The following is a 1719-nucleotide window of genomic DNA, read 5'->3' on the forward strand; positions in this document are numbered from 1 at the left end:
AGCTCCTTCTCCATAGTATTACGAAGGAGAAGCTATCGGGATGGACTAAGGCTTTTCATAGGATACATTGTTGGCAACAGTAATTCACTGTTTTATATATTTTTCAGGAATCGAAATCCCATTTGTATTTGATGTCCATAAAACATCTGAAATCCACCAACGGTCATCAAAATGAATGAGTTGGTAACTTGTAATTCCTTTTACTTCTTGATTGTCGGAATCCTTTGCATAAAAGCTTTGAAAAACGTTTGCAATTCCGTTGTATTCATTTACTACTTTACCCAATTCATATTGGATAAATCCTTTTTCATAATATTCACTTGCCTCTTTCAAATATTCAAAGAATTGTTCAGCCGACAAAGATTCATACTTTAGAGGGATTGAGTCCGATTCGTGATAAACAACTGTAAATTTTGCTGTGGGAAGATAAATTTCTCTTAGTTTTTCAAAATTCCGAATGTCTCCATTCAATTCCGATAATGTTTTGAATCCAATATTTACAATTCCGTCAATTGTATTTACTGACAATGAATCGACAGTCGAACTATTTTGAGCATTTAGCTGAAAAGTAAGAAAGGACAATAGTCCAAATATTAAGTTTTTCATTGTGTCCGTTTTTATTGTTGCCATACATTGGATATAATAATGATTATATCCAGTTTATATGCTTAATTTAATTACTCAGTTTATAAGGTCTTAATTTTCCATCAAGCCCTCTATATCTCAAATATTTATAATAAGTAGCCCGGGATATTTCAAGCCGTTCACATATTTCTGTAACCGTTAATTTTCCCTCGTTAAAATACTCCTCACAAAGTACAGCTTTTTGTTGATTTTTCTTACTAATACCTTTGGGGGCTCCAAGAACTTTTCCACGTCGTCGTGCTGACTCGAGACCAGCTTTTGTTCGTTCGATGATGATATCCCGTTCCAACTGTGCCAAAGCTGCAAACATATTTACAATAAATTGGGAATGGGACGACTTATCGGTCGTATCTAAAAAGGGTTCGGTAATGCTCTTGAAAGATTTCCAGGAGCATTTTTTTGGTTTTGTCTTTACTGAGTAAGACATCTCTAATATCTGCTGCAGTATAGGTCTCGTTTTCTCTTTCAAAATTTTGTTGAATGGAGTAAACTTTATTCCGTAAAATGCTCAAGTGTTGATTTATATTTTGAGAGTCTGGGGAATTACCCATTGCTAATTGAGTTCTTGAGTTCCACCAATCTATTCGAATTTTACGGTGGACACTAAATTCTGTCCGACGACCGTTAAGTGTTATTCTCAGGTAGATATTCGTCTTTCCGTTGCGGTCAACTTTACTTTTTTTGATGTAAAATAGAAGGGAGAGTGCTAGTGACATAATTAAAAGTGCATCGATTTCCACCAATGTACTAAAAAAAACACAAATAAAAATAAATATAAACAACTTATATACAGTTATTTACGTGTCTTTGGTGGAACTTTTTTGAGTATATAAAGTGACACCGAATAATCCACTTTTAGACTACTATTAATTGATATCATATGAAATTAAATAAAATGAAAAACCCTGTAAATCAATTGTTTACAGGGTTTTTGGTGCCTTTTAAAGGTCTTTTCGCGGAGGAAGAGGGATTACCTTCGGTGTGCCCTGCAGCCTCACATTCTGCAAATGTAACTTCCAATCCTTGCAGGATTGACATCTTAAAATTAAAAATCCCATTCAAGCGAGCTTGATG

3 protein-coding genes are annotated in these 1719 nt (G+C 34.3%); all 3 read right to left on the reverse strand.

All coding sequences use genetic code 11. The features are described 5' to 3' along the window. Positions 1–84 precede the first annotated feature (84 nt). The 3 genes from WBM60_RS16890 to WBM60_RS16900 all read right to left on the reverse strand — a co-directional run bounded on the left by WBM60_RS16890 (position 85) and on the right by WBM60_RS16900 (position 1361). Positions 85–606: a hypothetical protein gene (locus WBM60_RS16890; RefSeq protein WP_424277235.1), complete on the reverse strand. Its 522-nt coding sequence runs from the start codon at positions 604–606 to the stop codon at positions 85–87. Positions 607–673: 67 nt separating this feature from the next. After that, on the reverse strand, positions 674–1072 hold the full coding sequence (locus WBM60_RS16895) for a recombinase family protein (protein ID WP_424283373.1): 399 nt from the start codon (positions 1070–1072) through the stop codon (positions 674–676). Next, positions 984–1361 carry an Arm DNA-binding domain-containing protein gene (locus WBM60_RS16900; protein ID WP_424283374.1) on the reverse strand — a complete coding sequence of 126 codons (378 nt, stop codon included), beginning with the start codon at positions 1359–1361 and terminating at the stop codon, positions 984–986. The genes WBM60_RS16895 and WBM60_RS16900 overlap by 89 nt, the downstream gene beginning before the upstream one ends. Between the last annotated feature and the right edge of the window lie 358 nt (positions 1362–1719).

Origin of the sequence: Eudoraea sp., assembly GCF_049669105.1 — a bacterium.
Lineage (GTDB): Bacteria > Bacteroidota > Bacteroidia > Flavobacteriales > Flavobacteriaceae > Eudoraea.